Origin of the sequence: Psychrobacter sp. Ps4, from assembly GCF_022129285.1 — a bacterium.
In the GTDB taxonomy this organism is placed as follows: Bacteria; Pseudomonadota; Gammaproteobacteria; order Pseudomonadales; family Moraxellaceae; genus Psychrobacter; species Psychrobacter immobilis_A.
In genome coordinates this window covers 7,121-25,512 of record NZ_JADQAK010000032.1, presented here as the reverse complement: position 1 = coordinate 25,512, position 18,392 = coordinate 7,121, and the positions used below count along the sequence as shown (strand labels likewise).

Annotated in this window: 18 protein-coding genes; 9 read left to right on the top strand and 9 right to left on the bottom strand. The window is 39.6% G+C overall.

Features of this window, described 5'->3' with window-relative positions:
• Positions 1–95 precede the first annotated feature (95 nt).
• The gene (locus tag I3252_RS13775) at positions 96–734 is read left to right on the top strand and encodes an AcfA family outer membrane beta-barrel protein (RefSeq protein ID WP_238035617.1); all 639 of its coding nucleotides are present in this window, start codon (positions 96–98) and stop codon (positions 732–734) included.
• A gap of 98 nt (positions 735–832) precedes the next feature.
• Here I3252_RS13775 and I3252_RS13770 read toward each other — a convergent pair whose 3' ends face one another.
• Together I3252_RS13770 and I3252_RS13765 are read right to left on the bottom strand one after the other, a co-directional pair.
• Positions 833–1,309: a hypothetical protein gene (locus I3252_RS13770; RefSeq protein WP_238035616.1), complete on the bottom strand. Its 477-nt coding sequence runs from the start codon at positions 1,307–1,309 to the stop codon at positions 833–835.
• Positions 1,310–1,496: 187 nt separating this feature from the next.
• A complete protein-coding gene (locus I3252_RS13765; protein WP_238035615.1) occupies positions 1,497–2,909 on the bottom strand; it encodes a winged helix-turn-helix domain-containing protein in 1,413 nt (470 codons plus the stop codon).
• Positions 2,910–3,208: 299 nt separating this feature from the next.
• On the opposite strand from I3252_RS13765, the gene I3252_RS13760 reads away from it, so the two are divergent.
• Positions 3,209–4,216: an HlyD family secretion protein gene (locus I3252_RS13760; RefSeq protein ID WP_238035614.1), complete on the top strand. Its 1,008-nt coding sequence runs from the start codon at positions 3,209–3,211 to the stop codon at positions 4,214–4,216.
• 11 nt (positions 4,217–4,227) lie between these two features.
• Positions 4,228–5,763: an MFS transporter gene (locus tag I3252_RS13755; protein WP_238035613.1), complete on the top strand. Its 1,536-nt coding sequence runs from the start codon at positions 4,228–4,230 to the stop codon at positions 5,761–5,763.
• Here the strand turns inward: I3252_RS13755 and I3252_RS13750 are convergent.
• Positions 5,760–6,365 carry a TetR/AcrR family transcriptional regulator gene (locus I3252_RS13750; RefSeq protein ID WP_069531031.1) on the bottom strand — a complete coding sequence of 202 codons (606 nt, stop codon included), beginning with the start codon at positions 6,363–6,365 and terminating at the stop codon, positions 5,760–5,762. The genes I3252_RS13755 and I3252_RS13750 overlap by 4 nt on opposite strands.
• Positions 6,366–6,508: 143 nt before the next feature.
• Between I3252_RS13750 and I3252_RS13745 the strand changes: the two genes are divergently transcribed.
• Positions 6,509–6,784: a nitrogenase-stabilizing/protective protein NifW gene (locus I3252_RS13745; RefSeq protein ID WP_068945988.1), complete on the top strand. Its 276-nt coding sequence runs from the start codon at positions 6,509–6,511 to the stop codon at positions 6,782–6,784.
• 20 nt (positions 6,785–6,804) lie between these two features.
• Here the strand turns inward: I3252_RS13745 and I3252_RS13740 are convergent, their stop codons facing one another.
• The gene (locus tag I3252_RS13740) at positions 6,805–7,833 is read right to left on the bottom strand and encodes a HoxN/HupN/NixA family nickel/cobalt transporter (RefSeq protein WP_068967941.1); all 1,029 of its coding nucleotides are present in this window, start codon (positions 7,831–7,833) and stop codon (positions 6,805–6,807) included.
• Between the two features lie 187 nt (positions 7,834–8,020).
• Positions 8,021–9,058 carry an FUSC family protein gene (locus tag I3252_RS13735; RefSeq protein WP_238035612.1) on the bottom strand — a complete coding sequence of 346 codons (1,038 nt, stop codon included), beginning with the start codon at positions 9,056–9,058 and terminating at the stop codon, positions 8,021–8,023.
• Between the two features lie 406 nt (positions 9,059–9,464).
• Here I3252_RS13735 and I3252_RS13730 point away from each other — a divergent pair, with 406 nt between their 5' ends.
• Positions 9,465–10,118, top strand: coding sequence for an oxygen-insensitive NAD(P)H-dependent nitroreductase NfsB (locus I3252_RS13730; protein WP_005300298.1), 654 nt, complete (start codon positions 9,465–9,467; stop codon positions 10,116–10,118).
• Positions 10,119–10,193: 75 nt separating this feature from the next.
• Here I3252_RS13730 and I3252_RS13725 read toward each other — a convergent pair whose 3' ends face one another.
• The gene (locus I3252_RS13725; protein ID WP_237033013.1) at positions 10,194–11,132 is read right to left on the bottom strand and encodes a LysR family transcriptional regulator; all 939 of its coding nucleotides are present in this window, start codon (positions 11,130–11,132) and stop codon (positions 10,194–10,196) included.
• A gap of 201 nt (positions 11,133–11,333) precedes the next feature.
• Between I3252_RS13725 and I3252_RS13720 the strand changes: the two genes are divergently transcribed.
• Positions 11,334–11,489: a hypothetical protein gene (locus I3252_RS13720; RefSeq protein WP_153274597.1), complete on the top strand. Its 156-nt coding sequence runs from the start codon at positions 11,334–11,336 to the stop codon at positions 11,487–11,489.
• Between the two features lie 110 nt (positions 11,490–11,599).
• On the opposite strand, the gene I3252_RS13715 is transcribed toward I3252_RS13720, so the two are convergent.
• Together I3252_RS13715 and I3252_RS14240 are read right to left on the bottom strand one after the other, a co-directional pair.
• Positions 11,600–12,166, bottom strand: a complete 567-nt coding sequence (locus tag I3252_RS13715; RefSeq protein WP_158135914.1) for a beta/gamma crystallin-related protein — start codon at positions 12,164–12,166, stop codon at positions 11,600–11,602.
• 163 nt (positions 12,167–12,329) lie between these two features.
• Positions 12,330–12,452 carry a hypothetical protein gene (locus I3252_RS14240; protein ID WP_255199328.1) on the bottom strand — a complete coding sequence of 41 codons (123 nt, stop codon included), beginning with the start codon at positions 12,450–12,452 and terminating at the stop codon, positions 12,330–12,332.
• Between the two features lie 518 nt (positions 12,453–12,970).
• On the opposite strand from I3252_RS14240, the gene I3252_RS13710 reads away from it, so the two are divergent.
• Positions 12,971–14,014, top strand: coding sequence for an HlyD family secretion protein (locus I3252_RS13710; RefSeq protein WP_065170199.1), 1,044 nt, complete (start codon positions 12,971–12,973; stop codon positions 14,012–14,014).
• Positions 14,015–14,016: 2 nt separating this feature from the next.
• Complete coding sequence (locus I3252_RS13705) at positions 14,017–15,555, top strand: DHA2 family efflux MFS transporter permease subunit (RefSeq protein WP_065170200.1); 1,539 nt, start codon at positions 14,017–14,019, stop codon at positions 15,553–15,555.
• A 99-nt stretch (positions 15,556–15,654) separates the two neighbouring features.
• Here I3252_RS13705 and I3252_RS13700 read toward each other — a convergent pair whose 3' ends face one another.
• Positions 15,655–16,464 carry a 5'-methylthioadenosine/S-adenosylhomocysteine nucleosidase gene (locus tag I3252_RS13700; RefSeq protein ID WP_107200386.1) on the bottom strand — a complete coding sequence of 270 codons (810 nt, stop codon included), beginning with the start codon at positions 16,462–16,464 and terminating at the stop codon, positions 15,655–15,657.
• Between the two features lie 358 nt (positions 16,465–16,822).
• On the opposite strand from I3252_RS13700, the gene dtpA reads away from it, so the two are divergent.
• The gene (dtpA, locus tag I3252_RS13695; protein WP_065170201.1) at positions 16,823–18,304 is read left to right on the top strand and encodes a dipeptide/tripeptide permease DtpA; all 1,482 of its coding nucleotides are present in this window, start codon (positions 16,823–16,825) and stop codon (positions 18,302–18,304) included.
• Positions 18,305–18,392 lie beyond the last annotated feature (88 nt).

Sequence of the window (18,392 nt, the reverse complement as noted above, 5' to 3'; positions counted from 1 at the left end):
CTGATTTTACATCTCACCTTCACGAACACTTCACATCTCATCCTTTATTCTTCGCCATAAATCACTAAACAGATATAAAAAGAATAAGGATTTCCATGAAAAAGCACCTTCTAGCCGCTCTGCTATGTACATCATCATCTGCAATGGCTGCACCTTATGTTGGTTTGGATTTAGGTCTATCAACTTTCAGTCACGATTACCAAACTCACTTTAGCGCCGATAATAAGACAGTTTCACCAGATGATTCAGGCATGGTGCTAAATGGTTATGTTGGCTACCGTTGGGACGCATTTGGTCTTGAACTAGGCTACCGCCATTTTGATGAGCTAGATGGTTCATCAAGTCAATTTATGGGTAATGTTGATGGTTTTCGTCACGAGCGTGAATGGGATGCAGATTTAAAAGTCAGCCAAATCACCTTAAAACCTGTTTATTTTTATGCATTGACCGATCGAGTAGAACTAAAGACTGGCCTTGGTCTAACTTATACGCAATATGATTACCGTTCTGGTTCAAGTGACGAATACGAACAGATCACCAATGATGATATCGAGCATAACGTAAATCGTGCGGGTGGCGAAAATAAGAAAAACAATGAGTTTGGTGTTATTGCAAGCGTTGGTGTGGATTACCGTATTTGGCAGCAGCTACATATTGGTGCGGGAGTTGATTACTACGCCGATAGCCAAGCCAATGCAGCAACCTTTATGCTAACCAGTCGTTATCAGTTCTAGTTTTTAGCCATAACTTAAATCGGTTGAATTATCAGTAACACCCAAACAATAAATTGTTAGATGAAAAGCCCCATTTGTTTGGGGCTTTTGACGTAATGTTATTTACCTTGCTCGTTACGTAGGTACATGATGGCAATCATACTAAAGCCAATAAATTGCCATAGATACTGCCCATCACTTGCACCCGTAATAGTTTGGGTAAAAGCCATACAACCCGTCACAAAAAGAGATGAAAAAGCGGCATAGAGTAGCCATGGTCGCTCTTTTCCAACCATAAACTCACCTGTCAGCACCGAGCGAATTACTAATAAGAATGGTAAGCATTGTAAGATAATGAGAATCGGAAACATAAAATCGAGTGTTGGGCTTAACAAAGCATGACCGACTTGGCTTTTATCCCAAGTTCCAACTATATAGCCCTTCCAACCAGCCCAAGTATCGCCTGCATACGCGGTCTCAGGCGTAATCATGCCAAGCAATACGCCCATTACTTTATCGATAAAGCCATTTTTGAACCAAAAAACGAATAAAAAAATCTGGATTGGAATGATCTGAAAAGCAAACTTCTTCAACATGTGTGTATCCCAAAAAAATAAATAATTTGGTTTACAAGTATGTGGAAGGCACTTTTCTAACGTTTGATGCAAGACAAGGGAGTCAGACTCTAAACAAAAATCAAACATCCAGTTAGCGTGTCAGCATTAGAAATACCGACTTAACAATAGGCGGGAACAGCAATTCTTTATTTCAGTTTGTTTGAGACTATTTGGGTGTTTGGAATAGGTTTGTTTTTTGTGAAGATTCAATAAGATCAAATAGTTGTCCCTTAGATTCTTTTTTCATCTCAGTATAACGTTGGTAATTATATTGCGAGCCTTTTGGGTTATCTGCCAGTTTGTCAGCCACGCTGAGTAAGTAAAAACTGATTGGGCTTGGTGTGCTTTCTGCTGCGTAAAATAAATATGGGAAAGCTTGATTCGGATGTTGATTGATCAATAAAGCAAGCCCCAAAGTGAGGTTGGCAATATCACAACGTGGGTTCAGTTCGAACGCCTGCTTAGCTAAGTGAAGTGCTTGTTTTCGATCTGCTTGTTTATGTTCATGTAAGTAAGTTAAAGATTCAGAGTAAGACAATAAAGCGCTGACCAAATAGTTGTCTCGTCCTTGTTGTTGAATCGTATTTAGCTGCTGAGCAATATCTGAAAAAGCGGGACCACCTTTACCTTGATAGAAAAGAGAAATCCCTTCAGAAATTACTTTCCAATCATCATAGTTACTAATGGAAGTTACACGATGGCTTGTCACTTCATAATTGGAACTCATAGGTGCAATGATGGCTTTGATTTCTAAAATTACATCGCCAATAGCATCGAAGAAAGTATCTTGGTTAAACGTCTTTTCTATTTTTTGGTTCTGGCTTGGTTGATGATTATTTTGTACTAAAACACTAAGCACATAATTACCATCTGTTTTCTTAATCCAACTTTTGAGCTCAATTCCGTGGTTAGCAATTGACTGTTTACTTTGATTAGACAATTGAGAATAGTGATAACCAGATAGGCTTTTAGCTGAATTTAGTCCATAGAAGAGATAGTTATACACGCTTTCCGCCATTTCAAAGTCACTGGTGGAGTCGAGCGTAATATCATGAATATAAACTGGAATCATGTCACTCTGATGCGTCGCTATCACTGCTGTATCATCAGAAGTGCCATCATTTTGTACTGCCCAAGCGCCAATCAGTCCAACCGTCAAGACTGCCGTCATAGCGACAATCAAACTCTTGTTTTTGGACTTTGCTGCAAAAGTTGTAGGAAATACGGCCTCTTCAATGACAGATGAGTGCTCTTTAGTTACTTCAATATCAAACAGGTATCCTTGTTTGGGAATGGTTTGAATGATGCGATATGGACGCGCTTTATCTTGAAGTTGGCTGCGCAATAAGCTGATAACTTGTCTTACTAAGTTGTCGGAAACTTGCGTTCTTTGCCAGACGTTGGTTGCGATTTGCTGGGCACTCAGTACCTTTCCTCGGTTCTCGATAAAATAACTGAGCAGTCGCGCTTGTAATGGCTCTAAATGAATCGCCTCACCATCAATCATCAACTGATTTTTCTCAGGGTAGAAAGAAATAGGGGTGTCATGTTGTAAGACAAAGCAATGCGAATGAGTCATAACGATTCAATGAGTTAGAAGTAACCAGACAAGACTATTGGTTTTATAAGCCGGAAGCAAGTTAAGCAGCAGTAAATAAAATGCAGTAGCGGAGATATTGTATTTACTCCTTTCATCAATATCTTTTTTCGTCATCGCAACAGTATAAACACTCAGAAGATCAATTTCTTATCATCTTTATTTTGCTCTAAACCCACAACTTTCCTGCCTATAGCTAATCCCCTTACATGAAAAAAATCTTTACTCAAACTGTACCGTACAGTACGATTTGTGGCGTATTGATATAGGTGTTTTAAACTATGAAAAAGAAAGTCATTGTTTTTATTGGTATTATTTTAGCAACGGTTGCAGGTTATCGTTATATAGAGTCTCAGAACGAAGAATCGACCGATAACGCGTATGTGCATGCCGATGTTACCGCTATTTCGCCTGAAGTTGGCGGTCAGGTAATGGCCATTCATGTGAAAGATAACCAATGGGTAAAGCAAGGCACACCATTGTTTTCAATTGATAATGCCGACTATGAAGCTAATTATCAGATATCTCAGGCAGCTGTCGAGGTAGCTCAAGCAGCACTAAAAAATAATCAAACACGTATTGATATGCAGAAGGTGAAAATTGAGCAAGCAAAACAAAATATTGCCAGTGCCGATGCCAATGCAAAACATCAAAATGCAGAGCTGAAACGTTTTGCTCGCTTGCGAAAGCCTAAAATGATCAGCGAGAACCATTATGAAGCGCAGCGTTCTACAACCATTGATGCGAACGCAAAATTAAAATCAGCTCAATTGTTACTGACCTCTGAGCAGAAATTATTAGAAACGTTACATACTGAAAAACAACAGTTAATTGCGCAGGTACAACAAGCTCAAGCCAAACTAAAACTGAATGCTATCTCATTACAACGCACTGTAATTAAAGCGCCGTTTGATGGTTATATTGCCAGCCGCCAGGTACAGGTGGGTAAATACGTGCAACCAGGGATGGGGGTTATTGTGATGGTGCCAAGTAAAGTTTGGGTTGAGGCGAATTTTAAAGAAACTCAGCTTAAAGCGATCTCGGTGGGTCAAACCGTTGATGTGGTATTGGATGGATATCCCGATACGGTATTAACAGGAAAAGTAGACTCTATTACTCCCGCGACAGGCGCTCAATTTAGCTTGTTACCGGCACAAAATGCGACGGGGAATTTTGTGAAAGTGGTACAGCGAGTTCCCGTTCGCATTGATATTACGATCCCTAAAGCATTAGAGCACAAAGTCTACCCAGGCTTATCAGCTGAAGTGACTGTAGTAACTCAGTCGTAGGAGCCAAGCTTATGTTTCGTTATGTTGGCTTGATCATCTGCATTGTTTTTACGTTTGTTCCGTTTGGCTTAAATTCTGAGATGTTTTCTGATGCAGCCAGCGAAATGGCTGTCTCTATTGGAGCGTCGGCTGATGAGTTGAGCGTCATAAAAATTATATTTATGGCAGCTCAAATAGCGGGATTAGTTTTAACTCCACGCTTAGTTCGAATGAAAGGTGTGACAGTTTCATTAACCGCCGCGGTGTGTTGCGCATTATTGGTCAATATTGGACTTTATGTTTCACATACCATCATTATGAGTTCGATGTTATGGGCCATCAATGGTTTTGTTCTCAGTATTATTTTAATTTCGGTTAATTTATTGATTCTCGATACTTGTCCTAGAAAACAATTGCCGATTTTTATTGCAGGCGCTTTGGTTTTTACGACCTTATTACCGATGGGAATGTACTCTTGGCTGATGGCGGAAATACTTGAACATTTCTCATGGCAGATGTTTATTGTATTTCAGGTCTGGAGTTATGCTATTGCGCTAATTTGGCTTGTGGTCTACCCACCGAGTAATCGTATTTTTGTTGCCAAGCCTAAGTCTAATCACTTTATCTATTTGTTGAGCCTTAGTTTTTTTAGCCTAGTCACTTATTTGCTGATGAGAGGCAGTTATTATAATTGGCTCGATAACCCAATATATCTAGACTTGGTTATTTTATCGGCAGTATTAGCGCTAGCGATTGTTTTATTCATCATGCAGCGAAAACAAAAGACGGTAACGCAGCAAGTACTGAGTAAACTCAATACCAATGTTTACATGTATAACGCATTTTTAGCTGGATTTGCGGTGATGTCGAGCAATGTATTATGTGATAGCTTCTTAGAAAAGGCCTTACATTATAATGCATTAGTAACAGGCGAAACAAAACTGCCTGCCGTTATTACTATGTTATTAGGAATGGCCGTCAGTGTCTGGGTTAGTAATCATAAACCCGCTTTAAGTGATAAAATTGTACCGATTGGCGTTTTACTTATTTTAATCTCTAGTATCAAGATAAGTTTTATGCCGAGTTATGTTAGTCCTGAGCAATTGACCATTCCGCTATTATTACGTGGGTTTGGGATTGGCCTATTGAATGTCTCAGTTTCTATTGCAGTGTTAATGTATTTTTCCCGCGAAGAGCAATTAGAAGGGATCAGTTGTTTTTATCTATTTAGAACGGTGGGGGGGCTGATAGGGGGCGCTTTTTTCAGCCATTTTATTCACATCGAAAGTGCGCAAGCGATCAATCAGGTAAATAGTAATGTAACCGCGTTTAGTAATACGGTAACGCATTATCAGGCAACATTAAATAATGCTTTCTTAACAAATGGTCATTTACCGTCTCAAGCAATGGGGTCAAATTACATGAGTGGTGTGGTTCAGCAACAGGTCATGACCCTAACATTAAACAATTCATTAATTATGTTCGTGATTGCTATTTGTATCTTGGCCCCAATCTTAATTGTGGGTAAGAAAATGGCGGCCAAGCAAAAAGAAGCAGCAGAACATTAAACTTTTTTATACAAAGAGATAAACGCGGCGACTGCTTGAGTAATAGCGATTTTTAATTCGTTATCATCAGGCAGTTCGTGCCCCAACATGGCTGTGGTTTGATAATCTAATTTTATCAGTGCCAGCAGCTGAGCACAGGCAAGTTGTGGATTGGTGATCGATAATTGTTGTTGTACTGCATCAGATTGTAAGTATTCAATCAGATAACCATGAATTCTTTGTGGACCACGCTGCCAAAAGCTTTCGGTGACCGATTGGTTTTTGTGAAAATCGGCAGCCACAATTCGAAATAGACTAAGCAGCGGGTCTGCACATAATCCTTTAATATATTTTAAGCCAAATCCTTCTAATGCTTCAGCAACGTTTAAATGTTGGCTGTCGGATAATTTGAATGCTTCTTCAAGACTTACACTAGTGTGATAAGCCATTACTTCGGTTAATAACCCTTCTTTATTGCCAAAATAGCGGTATAAAGTTTGTTTAGAGCCACCACATACAGCAACGATTTGATCAAGCGAGGTATCTTTATATCCATGTTCAATAAAGAGCTCTGTTGCGACCTCTATTATTCTTTTCTTTTTTTCTACGGTTGATGCACGCATATCGTTCTACCTAAATCGATTAATCATCACACTGTTCAGTACAGTATCATTATCACAGTAAAAAAGGGAGATAGAGAGTTTGAATTATCCCTTTTTTACGTTAAGGTGAAGCCCGTTTTTACAAGGTATTGACTGTGATTGTGATGAGCCAAACAGATATTCAGCAAAAAATTGCGAGTTTTACTTCTATCGAACAAGCTCTGGAATATTTTGAGATTGAATTTGATAGTCGCTTTATTGATGAATATCGAATTCCACTGATGAAACGCTTCAATGGTTATCTACTTATTCAAAAGCCCGATGACTGGTTTTCAGCACGACGCGCTCTAAAAAATGCCTATTGTAAGATTCAACGAGGCCGACTCGATCCCCATACTCGTTCTGCTTGTCGAGGATGTACATCGTGTCAGCGCCGTTAGTCTGTTGTGGTGTTTAAGAGCTACTCAGCCAGCGGTGCATCCAGTTTGTCGTAACCTTTAATTTTATAGTTGGCAATGGATATCAACCAGCAAGCAATAAAGGTAATGACAACCGCAATACCTACCATACCAAAATGATCCGTCATATTGTTGATGCTATCCCAGATAGGGCCTTGCAGTTGAAGTGAAGAGGCAAGGGCGCTCAGTGCTTCTAGACCACCAATCATTAAGGCTACAATCACCGAAACACCAGTAATCGTCATATTGTAATAGAGTTTTCGTGAGGGTTTTGAAAATGCCCAGCCGTAAGCACCAACCATTACCAAATTATCTAAGGTATCAATCAACGACATTCCAGCGGTAAAGAGTATTGGGAAAATCATAATGAGCCAGATATCCATACCTTGCGAAGCATTCGTTGCAGACAGGGCAAGTAAGGTAATTTCTGTTGCGGTATCAAAACCTAAACCAAAAAGAAAACCGACAAAATACATGTGCCAGCTTTTATTAATAAATTTAAACGAAAAATGAAACAGTTTATTTAATGGACCTGATAATTGAATATCTAATTCTGTTTTATCAATCTGTTGGTTCTTTTTATAAAGATTAAATTTCTTATAAACTGAAATAAAAATGGTAAGGTTGATATAAGCCATTATTAATAAAAACAGAATCGAAACACTGGTGCCTATGGTGCCACCAATATTACTGATATAGGGAATTTTATCTTTAAAAGTACCCACGGTAACCGCAATTGCGGCTGCGGCTAACATAACGATGGTGGAATGGCCTAGAGAGAAAAAGGTACCAATGGCAATCGGCTCTTTTCCTTGCTCCATCATTTTACGGGTTGTGGTGTCAATGGCGGCAATATGGTCGGCATCAACCGCATGGCGTAATCCAAGCGACCATGCAAGCAAAGACATTCCTAACATGCCTGGGTGCTGATAAAAGGCGAAAATTGCTGTAATCCAAACCACAATATTGACCACAATCAGACTTGAGATGAGCCAAATAGCGTGTTTTTGAGTGGTATGACTAATTTTCATCAGAAGATCCTAGTAAGGAAAGAGCAAGATTCGCCTAAATCGTAATAAATATACCCAAATAATTTCAGTATGTGAGGTTCTGCAATAATCACTGGGGTATATGACAATGCGGCAGTAATAACCAGTTTATTATATGGAATATAGAATTGTTCGTAATGAGCTTTTATTTAAAACATAAGTTACCGTTTTATTTACTCAATTTCGATTCGGCCTCAATATATTCTGTCACCATGACTAATTTACGAGCCAATTCTCGGTTAAGCCATAAATAGCTATAGAAACTGATATCGGTTCTCGGTTCTTTACTGCCGGCAATGGTTGGAAAGAGTGCCAATATTTCTAAATCCTTTTGCTGTAAAACATAAGGCAGTACAGCTTCACTACTAATGTGTTCTGCTAAGGTCTCAATACAGTCTGAAAGTTGCTCTTTAGCTTCAAATAAACCGTCTAATTCTTGGATCTTACGATGACCATATTGGTGACTCCAGGGGGTCTGCGTAATGTTTTCCAGCAAACTAAACATGCGTTCATAACATTGGATCAGTTTTTTGGTGCAATTACCTTGATTGGGTGTTTCATGTTTAATGCTACCTTCTAGGCCTGAGAGTTGCTTTAAGGTGGCGTTTAAAGGTGCAAGGTTGATTGGTTCGTGTTCTTCTTGCTGGTGGGCCAGTTGGTTGTGTTGGCTATAAACAAGGTGAAATTGTTCAAGGTAGTCACCGCTAAGTATTTTAAAATGATAACTGGCTCGGGCTGGAAATAAGAATTTACTGGCTAAGATGGCAAGTAATCCACCCCATAACACATTGACAGTACGCCACAGTGCAATAGTGAGATCGCCAGGACCATTACCTGCGACAAGCACTAAAGTTACAGAGGCTAAAATAGCGCCATAAGAGTACTTTCCTAAGGTAAAAAAGAGCGTAACCGCGAGCATAGAAAGTAATAGCGTGTAGTGCAGGATTTTGTCGGTTTCTGGTAGTAAATAGAGCGATAAACCTAAAAGAGCGCCTAAAAATGTGCCCGAAATTCGTTGGCTCGCTTTATGTGAAATTGCCCCTGAATAGTTTGCAGCCATTACCACTATGATGGTGATAGGAGCCCATGCGATGTAAGGGATATGAAAAAACATTGCGATGGTGTATGCAATAACGCACGAAATAAGAATGCGTAACATATTAAACAGTCGAATATTTTTTATTATGGTTTTATTGAGATTCTTCATTTTATTCACTTTATAAGAATATCTATAAGATTTTGATTTTATTTTAAATTTTTATCTCATCCATCTTAACTAAAAAGGCATATATACCCAAGAGGCTTAATATATTGGGTTGACTTAGGTATATGTTTATAGGTTAGCTGACATTGTGCTAATGACGAGTGGAAACAGAAAGAGAGTACAAAAGTGAGCGATTTTCAAAAAAAAATTGAAAAAGATTTAAATGAATGCCGCTTTTCTTTAAACAATGAGCCATGTATTGTGAGCTCCATCGCATGAACATATACCCAAGTGTTTTTATCTAAATAAGTTTGAGGGCGTCTCTTCCAAGTAACCACGCATCTTGAAGTCGCTTAGGAGCTTGAAGTCACTTAGGTATAGATATAAATAATAAATATTGGAGACAGCCATGAGTATTGTTTCAGCTGCAGAAGCTCGTTATTCAACTAAAGCATTTGATGCATCACGCAAACTAACAGACAAACAAGTTGCTGACCTTAAAGAGTTGGTACGAGTAAGCGCATCAAGTGTTAACTCGCAGCCTTGGCACTTCATTTTAGCGAGTACCGATGAAGGTAAAGCTAAAATTGCAAAATCAATGCAAGGCCCGTACGTATTTAACGAGCGCAAAGCATTAGATGCATCACATGTATTGGTTTTTTGTGCCAAAACAGACATTGATGAGCAATACTTACTAGAGCTATTAGAATCTGAAGATAAAGCAGGCCGTTTTGCTAATGAAGAAGCAAAGCAAGGTATGCACACAGGTCGCTCTTTCTTTGTAAATATGCACCTAGAACAGCTTCATGATGTACAAGCTTGGATGGAAAAACAGGTTTATCTAAACGTTGGTACTCTATTACTTGGTGCTGCTGCGATGGATATTGATGCTGTGCCAATTGAAGGTTTTGATGCCGACGTACTTGATGCTGAGTTTGGCTTAAAAGAGAAAGGCTTCAAGAGCTTAGTTGTTGTTCCTCTTGGTTTCCATAGCGAAGAAGATTTTAACGCGAAACTACCAAAATCTCGTTGGGAAGAAACGCGCGTTTTCACTGAGTGCTAATCACACTTATCGCTTATTTATAGGATGTAGATAGGCTTAATACCCAAGTTTTTCTGATCGCTTGGGTATTGTAAATTAATCAGTAACTTGTTCATTGCCTAATGCTGTCAGTACTCGTTGTCGTTGCTGGCAGCATTTTTCTTTAATGAATTCTTGAAACTTGCGGATGGTTGGATTTAATAATCTGCGGTCGGCGCAAACCATATAAAGTGGTGCTGAAAACCCACGCCATTGAGGAAATATAGGCACTAAGCGTCCTGCGATAATATCTTCACTCAAATCCATCAACGATGTATGTATGATCCCTTTTCCTTTTAACGCTAAGCGGTGAATCATATCGCTATCATTGCCTGTCATATTTCCCGATACATGCACAATCTCACTACGATTCTCACAGCTAAATTGCCACTTGTTATACAGCGTATCGGCAACCATAAAGCACAAACAGTTATGTGCTAATAGATCCATAGGTTCTGTAATGATTGGATTTGCAGCAATGTATTCTGGCGTGGCGCAAGTGATCCCTTCGTTTAACTGACAAAGTGAAATTGCCACCAAATTTGAGTCAGCGGGTTGGCCATACCGAATAGCTATATCAACAGGTTGACTATAAATATCAGCCACTTTATCCGATAGCTCTAATTTGATGGTGATATCGGGGTAGATTTCTTGAAATTCTGCGATCCAAGTGAGTAGTAGGTTGCGACCAAAATCCGATGGGGCCGTGATATGTAACTTTCCTGAAAAGGCATTTCTGTCATTGGCAATCTGATCTAAACCATCTTGTAAAATATTGACGGCCATCGATGCTTTATCACAGAAAATTTCCCCTTCGTTGGTTAGACGCAAGTGACGTGTTGAGCGAATAAAAAGAGGAAAGCCAACCTGCTCTTCAAGCCTTTTTATTGCGGCACTAACCGCTGCGGGTGTAATCCCCATGCTATTAGCGACTTTAGAAAAGCTACCCATACGGCTGGCTTCAATAAATACTTGTAGATCGTTTAAGGCTTTCATTACCTGTCCATCTTTGTTTGGTTAATGCTTTGGAGAGGGTACTGCATAAAAAGCGGCTGAGGCTACTGTTATTCTGTCATCGGAGAGTAAAAGTTGTGACAATGTTAAAGAAATTGAGTGCATAATACGCAATCGTACCTTGCATAAATACTGAACTTGAGGGTATAACTAGTTGGAAGGATAAAAAAGAAGGAAAGTTATATGGACGAAAAATCTGGCTCGGTATTGCCAATGACATTTTCAGTAGCAGACAAAGAATTTGACGCCAATTTTGATCAAGTGTGTATGAACCTTGATCGTATGGTATGGCTAACCATCGGAGGCGGGCTACTGCTCCTACTTTCCAGCTTCTTCTAATTAGCCCAAGTCATTAAAGATAAACATTGGATGTGATCCGTTAAATGACTTGGGTCGAAAAAACAGGCAGCGAGGCATAAAGTCTCGCTGTTGTTTTGATGAATATTTTATTAACGCTGCATAATTTGAATCGAACTGATTTTATTCATAAAGCCATCTGCATTGTATTTCCCCGCAGTTCGGGTGTAATAGCCACCAGAAAAGTTCTTATCTTCATAAAATCGAACCGTCCAGCCCACTGGAATTTCAAACGATTCTAATGTGTTATCAAATTGAACATTACTAAGATCAGCAATATTGTCGGTAATGGTTACTGTTCTACCTGCTTGATTTCGCATATTGTAAATGATCAATTCACCACTATTGCCGCTTGTTTGGCCGCCATTCCATAGCTGAGATTGATGACAACGAGCCTTACTCTCTTCACAAAAAATACTGTTACTGCCTTGATCTCGTTGACAAGCCAAACTGACATTGCGTCGAGCTTGCGCTTCGGTAATACCCGCCTCGGCAAAGATCTTAGTAAATGGGTTTAATACACAAACCGATACAGAGCGGCTAACTGAGCCGTTATTGGAACCGGAGACAATGATATTTTGATTAAAGTTAATTGCAGCAAAAGAAGATGATGAAAACAGAAATGCCGCTGCGCTTAACCAAGAAAATATACGCTTCATAATAACCTATTTGAATTGTGTTTTATTGGCGTAAGTTAAAGCTGAAACGTCATTTCGACAACATAATTAATGTCGATAAATGTATGGAATTGTCAGAGCTGGGGGGTGATAAAGAGAATCATGGGGATAGGGAACGTCCTTGTTACGAACCCAGAGTGACAAGCTAAGCGTCTTGTTTCGGTTTGCTTTGTGACATAGCAAAAGCAAGTCGAGATTTCAATTCAGCTTGTTTCTGCTCTGTAGTTTTACGGGCAAATACGACTGATTTAAGTTTTTGTAAGATCATAGTGACCTCCAATAAAGTGTGAGCGACGTATTAAAATTAATGATATGCACTGTGTTTTATTGCGGTGGGAAAAGTATATGCATTTATGAGAGGGTGTCTGGACAGACCAGTTGGCTTTTATGGACTGCAGAATAGAGTTTTGAGGATGAGTACGCAAATATTATTTGCAAATTTTTGGCTGTTTACGTCACAAATAGAGTAATAACTCATCTACATAGTTCTAGTTAGCACAAAATAGCAGAAAAACTTCATTAGTAAAAAATATAGAACAGTCTGTATCAGTATTTTGATTAAACAAAAAATAGCTAAGTGTTTCAATAAATTAAAAAATAGGATTCGAAAAATAGAGATTTAGCAAAATTGCCAATAGGTATATCCTTAACTAAGATATCACTAAAAATGTGAAATAGATCTCTCTTCATAATATTTACAGACTTTGTTTTTTCTCTTTCATACGTTTTCCCCCTATCTTTTTGATTGAGCATTTACGACAGAGCATAACCGTTTAGGTCATTATAATGAATGAAACAAAATCCCACTTTGCTCGCAATTTGATTGTGACAGGACTTATCGCTGCAGGATTGGCTACTGCGGGTTATTTTTATGTGAAGCATCAAGAAGAATATCCAAGTACTGATGATGCTTATGTTCATGCCAATATTGTTTATGTGGCACCACAGGTGAGCGGTAAAGTCATTTCAAGCAATGTGACCGATTATCAAACGGTAAGTAAAGGTGATTTGTTAGTTCAAATTGATCCAGCGCCTTATCAAGCCCAATTGGATGAAGCAAAAGCTGCTTATGAGTTGGCAACCCAAAATAACGCCGCAACTGACGATGCAATTTTAGCGGCGAGTGCGAATGTGAAAACCGCGATGGCTCAGCTAAGTGATGCACAAAGTACTTATCGTCGAATTAAAGATTTGGTGAATAAGAAACTGTATCCACAACAAGAATTGGATGATGCCAAAGCGAAGCTATCAACAGCGGAAAACAATGTTGAAGCGGCTCGTGCCAATATGTCCCAGCTGATTAAATCACAAGGTGCAAAAGGTAAAGACGCCCCTGAAGTGAAAAAAGCGGCTGCAGCACTAAGCCAGGCGAGTTTATCTCTGTCTTACACCAATATTTTTGCTGACCACGACGGTAAGTTAGGTAAAGTCAGTGTTCACCCTGGCAGTGTGGTTGCTCCAGGTCAAGCGCTTATGCCATTAGTTGAAGCCAATACTTATTGGGTGCAAGCTAACTTTAAAGAAGATCAGGTTGGTCGTATGCATATTGGCATGCCTGCAACCATTGAACTGGACCTTTACCCAAATATTGATTTCCACGGTACGATAGCGGCGATTTCACCTGCAAGTGGTTCCTCTTTCTCTCTATTACCTCCTGAGAACGCAACTGGTAACTGGGTAAAAGTACCACAACGTTTCCCTGTTCTTATCGAACTGAATAATGAGCAAGAAAATAAAGCGCATCCTTTACGTGTTGGTGCAAGTGCCACAGTAACGGTTGATACTTTAGCGAAAACAGATGATGCTCAGGTAGCACAGCAAGGTAAGTAATCATGGCTGAGGTGGAAATACCAACAGGCTCATCGGCAGCAGATCAAATGTCTGAAAAAAGTCGCTCATTGGTGACCTTTGCAGTCATGCTATCGGCAATTATGGTGTTATTGGATATGACCATCGCCAACGTTGCCTTGCCGCATATGATGGGATCGCTTGGGGTAACCTCTGAGCAAATTACTTGGGTGCTAACCTCTTACTCAATGGCGGAAGCGATCTTCATTCCACTGGCGAGTTATCTAACGCTTAAGATAGGGGTAAGAAAATTACTTTTGGTCTCTATCAGTGGCTTTATTGTGACTTCTGCATTGTGTGGCCAAGCTGACTCTTTAGCGGAAATGGTTACTTTTCGTGTGATGCAGGGGGCATTTGGCGCATCGGTGATTCCGTTATCTCAATCGATTATGGTTCAGATCTACCCGCCTACACAACGAGGTAAAGCCATGGCTCTGTTCAGTGTTGGGGTATTGCTAGGTCCAATTTTAGGGCCAACACTGGGCGGTATCATCACTGAGAACATGGACTGGCGTTGGATCTTCTATGTTAACTTACCCGTAGGTCTATTCTGTTTAGCGCTGTTGTTTTTCTTCGTTAAAATTGATGGTCGAGGTGAGAGTCGGGTCGATTGGCCTATTGTTATTGCGATGGCTATTGGTATCGGCTTGCTGCAAATGGTATTAGACCGTGGTAACGAAGAGGGTTGGTTCGAGTCTAACTTGATCTTATTCTCAGCGATCATTAGTGCGATTGCGGTGATCTTTTTTGTTGTTCGATCCTTTAAGACCAAAGGTGATATTGCACCGGTTTGGTTACTAAAAGACCGTAACTTAGCGATGTCATGTTTGGTTATGGCCGGGTTTGCTATGGGTATGTTTGGTATTACCCAGCTGCAGCCAATGATGCTCGAACAATTGCTAAATTATCCCGTAGATACAACGGGCTTAGTAATGGCTCCACGCGGACTAACATCAGCGATTGTTCTGCTGATGATGGCGCGATATATGGACCGTCTTGATGCTCGGATGTTGATTGTGGTGGGATTATTATTGAATGCGTTAGGTACGTATTTAATGACACAATACTCCATGAATATCGATCTGCATTGGATTTTATTGCCAAGTATTATTCAAGGTGCGGGCATGGGCTTAGTATTCTCACCACTTAGCCAGCTTGCTTATGCAACATTAGCGAAAGAGTACACTGTGGGTGGTGCTGTGGTGTATAACTTATGCCGTACAGTTGGTGGTTCGTTTGGTATATCGATTGTAAATACGTATTTTAGTCGTACCGAGCAGCGAGAATGGCATGCATTAGGTGGTGACTTAACGCTATCCAACCCAATTTTACAACAAGCTGCACAAGCACAGGGGCACAGTATTACAGATCCAAGTTTTATGGCCAATATACAGGCATTATTACATCAGCAATCAACGCTGCTTGCTTTTGTTTATACCTTTGGTTTTATTTTGGCTTCTTACTTATTGTTGATTCCATTTATCTTTTTCTTTAAGAAAAAACCAAAACCTGTCGATCATTAAATAATAAAGCCAGTTCCTAATATTAGGAGCTGGCTTTTTTTGAAACTATCATTTGGGGAACAATTGATTTAGGGTCTCTTAGGGGGAGGAGATAATCTATTATTGCTTAATAAGAGTCTTGATATAGCCCAAAACAAACTCTTGGCAATCTACTGCTGTCTGAGGATCAAAGTCTTGTTTGTGTTGATCCGTATTAGACAAAATTCGGATACCAATAAACGGTATATTATAAGCTTGTGCAACTAGAGCTGCTGAAGAGGTTTCCATTTCTTCCACCGAGGTGCCGTAAGTGTTATGGAACCAGTTAATTCTGTCTACTTCTCGGTTCCATTCATCGGCTGTACCAATAATACCTGTTACTACTTTTCCTTTGTTATAACTTTCTGCTTGTTGTTGTGCGACTGTCAGTAAATGGCTATCGGCTGCAAATTCGTTGTGCTCTACAGGCTTACCATTTTCACGAAGGCGCATCGTTACGGCAAAGTTCTGCCAGTTCTCAGGATGGATTCCTTGTCCTTTTTCTTTAAAGCTTACTTGGTAAGCACCCATATTGAAGCTGGTTTTTCCCAATACAATATCACCACGGTAGAGCTTTGGATCATGACCGCCAGATGTACCTTGGTTAATAATTAATTTTGGTTTGAAATGTTCAATGGCGAGCGTTGTTGCCGCTGCTGCATTGGCAATTCCTACCTCGGTACGGGAAACAACGACGGGATAACCTGCAATGGTTCCTTGCCAAAATGTCCAAGAGCCCATGGTTGTTTCTTTCTTATTATCTAGCGCATTGATTAATGTGGTCGTTTCAATATCCATTGCGCCTTGAACCAAGATTGGCTGTGATTGAGCGAGGATTTGACAAGAAAAAAGAATAGCGATTAATGCTAAACCGCGTTTTAGTAACAACATAAAATTATCCATAATTCTGGGAAAGGTCAAAAACGCGGGTAATTTAACTAAAGCAAACGTTTGCGTCAATGTAATTTTTAATTCGCTATCTGTCTTAGTAATAACAAACAGATAAATAACACTTTTTATTTTTTATAACCATTTTCTGCTATTAAGTCAGAGTAAGTTACTGTTTATCTAAATTAATACAGTGTTTTTTCATAAATTGTATCTAATGTTTCATTTTTGTTCGATGCAATCGTTTCCTATTCAAAGTAGTTTGAAATCATAGGTCAGAAAATAACTCGACCATATATTTAAAAAAATATACACAACATCTTAAAAAATTTATTAAAAAACAGCTTACAGGAAACACACTATGTCTGACTTGAATGTATTCAAGCAGCCGAAGCAGTTCTATTTGATCTTTTCAATAGAATTTTGGGAGCGCTTTGGCTTTTACGGTATGCAAGCAATCTTAACCGTTTATCTGGTTCAGATTTTGGGCATGTCCGAATCAAAATCTTTTGTTCTTTTTGGTGCTTTTTCGGCATTAGTTTACGGCTCAGTTGCAATTGGCGGTTGGGTTGGTGATAAAGTTATTGGCACGAAAAGAACCATTACTCTTGGTGCCGTTGTTCTAACTGTAGGCTATGCATTGCTGGGTCTTTCAGCGATGGCTAATTTCGGTGGTGAAAGCTTAATTTATATTGCTATGGGCTTTATCACTATGGGTAATGGCTTATTTAAAGCAAACCCATCGAGTTTATTAGCGAAAGTCTATGATGATGGGGATGCTCGTCTTGATGGTGCATTTACTATGTACTATATGGCGATTAACCTAGGCTCATTCTTCTCTATGCTATTAACGCCTTGGATTGCTGAGAAAATGGGTTACGACATTGCATTTGGTGTAAGTGCTGTTGGTTTAATTATCACAGTTGTTAACTTCATGTTATGTAGCCGTATGGTGAAGGATGTTGGTTCAGAACCTGATCTAGCGCCAGTTAATAAAAAGCACTATTTAGGCGTCGTTATTGGTGCGATTGCGTTAAGTTTCGTTAGTGCTATTTTGCTGCAACACCTTTTCTATGCTCATGCAATTTTGGTTGTTGTTGGTTGTTCTATTGTTTTCTTATACCTAAAAGAAGCCTTTTCTATCTCAGGTTTAGAGCGAGCAAAGATGCTGGTGGCGTTTGTATTAATGCTGCAAGGTGTGGTGTTCTTTGTTCTGTATTTCCAGATGCCAACGTCACTTAACTTTTTTGCTATCCATAATATTGAGCACAATATTTTTGGTATCTCCGTTCAGCCAGAGCAGTTTCAGGCTCTAAACCCATTTTGGATCATGATCGCAAGTCCTATTCTTGCCATGATGTATAACAATATGGGTGAGCGTTTTGCTATGCCTTATAAGTTTGCGATGGGTATGGTGCTGTGTAGTTTGTCATTCTTGGTACTGACTTTCGGCGCAAAATTTGCCAATGCACAAGGGATCATGAGCTCAAACTGGTTGATCATCTGTTACGGTTTCCAGTCTATTGGTGAGCTGTTAGTGTCTGGTCTTGGTTTGGCGATGGTAGCGCAATTAGTTCCTCAACGTATGATGGGCTTTGCTATGGGTATGTGGTTCCTAACTTCGGCAACAGCTGCGGTTGTAGCTGGCTGGGTAGCAACATTAACAACAGCACCTGCGGGTATTACTGACTCTCATCAAACACTGACTATCTATAGTGATGTGTTTGCTAAAATTGGTTATTCAACCGCTGCAATTGCTGTATTAACACTGTTAATTGCCCCTAAGCTAACTCGAATTATTCGTGGTGAAACTCAAGCGGCAACTGAGCAAGTAACTGCCTAAAAAATATCTACCTGTGAGATCTTAACGATCTAGATCTCAGGCAAGAAAGAAGCGCTATGTAGTGATTACGTAGCGCTTTTTTTCTGTT

Bases quoted from the DNA above. Each gene is read 5' to 3' on its own strand.
- I3252_RS13775 (WP_238035617.1), top strand. From the start codon at position 96: ATGAAAAAGCACCTTCTAGCCGCTCTGCTATGTACATCATCATCTGCA.
- I3252_RS13760 (WP_238035614.1), top strand. From the start codon at position 3,209: ATGAAAAAGAAAGTCATTGTTTTTATTGGTATTATTTTAGCAACGGTT.
- I3252_RS13735 (WP_238035612.1), bottom strand. From the start codon at position 9,058: ATGAAGAATCTCAATAAAACCATAATAAAAAATATTCGACTGTTTAAT.
- I3252_RS13730 (WP_005300298.1), top strand. From the start codon at position 9,465: ATGAGTATTGTTTCAGCTGCAGAAGCTCGTTATTCAACTAAAGCATTT.
- I3252_RS13740 (WP_068967941.1), bottom strand. From the start codon at position 7,833: ATGAAAATTAGTCATACCACTCAAAAACACGCTATTTGGCTCATCTCA.
- I3252_RS13765 (WP_238035615.1), bottom strand. From the start codon at position 2,909: ATGACTCATTCGCATTGCTTTGTCTTACAACATGACACCCCTATTTCT.
- I3252_RS13725 (WP_237033013.1), bottom strand. From the start codon at position 11,132: ATGAAAGCCTTAAACGATCTACAAGTATTTATTGAAGCCAGCCGTATG.
- I3252_RS13700 (WP_107200386.1), bottom strand. From the start codon at position 16,464: ATGTTGTTACTAAAACGCGGTTTAGCATTAATCGCTATTCTTTTTTCT.
- I3252_RS13715 (WP_158135914.1), bottom strand. From the start codon at position 12,166: ATGAAGCGTATATTTTCTTGGTTAAGCGCAGCGGCATTTCTGTTTTCA.
- I3252_RS13720 (WP_153274597.1), top strand. From the start codon at position 11,334: ATGGACGAAAAATCTGGCTCGGTATTGCCAATGACATTTTCAGTAGCA.
- I3252_RS13705 (WP_065170200.1), top strand. From the start codon at position 14,017: ATGGCTGAGGTGGAAATACCAACAGGCTCATCGGCAGCAGATCAAATG.
- dtpA (WP_065170201.1), top strand. From the start codon at position 16,823: ATGTCTGACTTGAATGTATTCAAGCAGCCGAAGCAGTTCTATTTGATC.
- I3252_RS13755 (WP_238035613.1), top strand. From the start codon at position 4,228: ATGTTTCGTTATGTTGGCTTGATCATCTGCATTGTTTTTACGTTTGTT.
- I3252_RS14240 (WP_255199328.1), bottom strand. From the start codon at position 12,452: ATGATCTTACAAAAACTTAAATCAGTCGTATTTGCCCGTAAAACTACA.
- I3252_RS13745 (WP_068945988.1), top strand. From the start codon at position 6,509: ATGAGCCAAACAGATATTCAGCAAAAAATTGCGAGTTTTACTTCTATC.
- I3252_RS13710 (WP_065170199.1), top strand. From the start codon at position 12,971: ATGAATGAAACAAAATCCCACTTTGCTCGCAATTTGATTGTGACAGGA.
- I3252_RS13770 (WP_238035616.1), bottom strand. From the start codon at position 1,309: ATGTTGAAGAAGTTTGCTTTTCAGATCATTCCAATCCAGATTTTTTTA.
- I3252_RS13750 (WP_069531031.1), bottom strand. From the start codon at position 6,365: ATGCGTGCATCAACCGTAGAAAAAAAGAAAAGAATAATAGAGGTCGCA.